Source organism: Teichococcus oryzae, from assembly GCF_008386565.1.
GTDB lineage: Bacteria > Pseudomonadota > Alphaproteobacteria > Acetobacterales > Acetobacteraceae > Pseudoroseomonas > Pseudoroseomonas oryzae.
In genome coordinates, this window is sequence record NZ_VUKA01000063.1 from 1 (window position 1) to 1,253 (window position 1,253).

The window sequence follows — 1,253 nt, forward strand, 5'->3', positions numbered from 1 at the left end:
CTGCTTCTTCGCCATCTCCGCCGCCTCTCCGCGTCCCGCCAATCTCACATCATCGGCCGTTCGCTTTTAAAGGGGGTTAGATCAGATCCAGATGGCCATGTGCTACTTTTTGATAGCCCAGGTCATATCATTAATCCTATGCTTCAGCCTGATATTCCCATCAACTACGAGACGAGCTTCAGCTACATCTCCGGCGTGACGATCCAGCCATGGGTCTGGATAGTCTCTGCAGAGCACGCAGCGAAGGACCTCCAAAGCTTTGTTGCTGAATCGCGCGAGAAGGGTAGTCCGGTAATTTTCGGATCCTCGGGCATCGGGAGCGCGGAACACCTAGCGGGAGAGTTGCTAGGCTAGCGGACGGAGCTCCAGATAGAGCACGTGCCCTATCGCAGCGGTGCAGAGGCAGGAAACGATATCGCCTCCGGAAATCTTAAAGTGGCTTGCATCACCGTCCCCTCCGCACTACCGGCGATCAACGCAGGCAAGGGCGCTATATTGCGAGTACAGGCGCACGGCGCTCCGTTGCGATTCCGGAATCGTGGACCTTCGCGGAAAGCGGCGATTATCATTCATGCGCTTCGCGGGCCCCGGGCTGCACCAAGCGGTGTCGGACACCAAGACGATCTGGCTCTACCGAGAACAGCTCAAGCAGGCGGGTGCCATGGAAGGGCTGTTCAGCCGCTTTGACGAGGTTCTGACCAGCAAGGGCTTCCTCGCCAGGGGCGGGCAGATCATTGATGCCACCCTCATTGCCGCGCCGCGTCAGAAGCTCACCCTGGAAGAGAAGGCCATCATCCGCGACGGCGGCACGCCCGAGGCTGGTTCTGCGCCAAGCGGGCGGAGAAGGACCGCGATGACCGCTGGACGCCCAAGCGCGGGCGCACCAAGCCTCAGACCTGAGGGTGCGCCACGCCAAGCCATCCAGATCGCGGTGCCGATCTTCGGCTACAAAAGCCACATCGCATCGACCGGCGGCACGGGCTGATCCATCGTTGGACGGTGACCGACGCCGCGCAGCACGACAGTCGCAGCTTTCCGGCTCTCCTGGATTCCGAAGACACGGCCAGCCGCGCCTGGGCCGATGACCGCCTACCGCATCAAGCGCAATCCGGAACTGCTGGAACGGCGTGGCCTGGCCGAGCGCATCCAGTTCCGCAGGCCGCCCCGACGCGAACTCTAGATGTTTGATCCCAGGATTTGATGGTGCACTCTTCTCCCGCGACTGGAAGGAGGCACTATGGGCCAGGTTCTTC

2 protein-coding genes are annotated in these 1,253 nt (G+C 61.2%); both read left to right on the top strand.

Going from position 1 to position 1,253, the window contains the following annotated elements; all coding sequences use genetic code 11:
* Nucleotides 1-354 (top strand): tripartite tricarboxylate transporter substrate-binding protein (locus F0Q34_RS22600; protein ID WP_306419410.1); only part of this gene is annotated, 354 nt, incomplete at its 5' end.
* Between the two features lie 217 nt (nucleotides 355-571).
* The gene (locus tag F0Q34_RS21510) at nucleotides 572-985 is read left to right on the top strand and encodes a transposase (protein ID WP_149814416.1); all 414 of its coding nucleotides are present in this window, start codon (nucleotides 572-574) and stop codon (nucleotides 983-985) included.
* The last annotated feature ends 268 nt before the right edge of the window (nucleotides 986-1,253 follow it).

What these genes read in the sequence shown, in the direction of transcription:
- F0Q34_RS21510 (WP_149814416.1), top strand. Translation starts at nt 572, where the DNA reads ATGCGCTTCGCGGGCCCCGGGCTGCACCAAGCGGTGTCGGACACCAAG.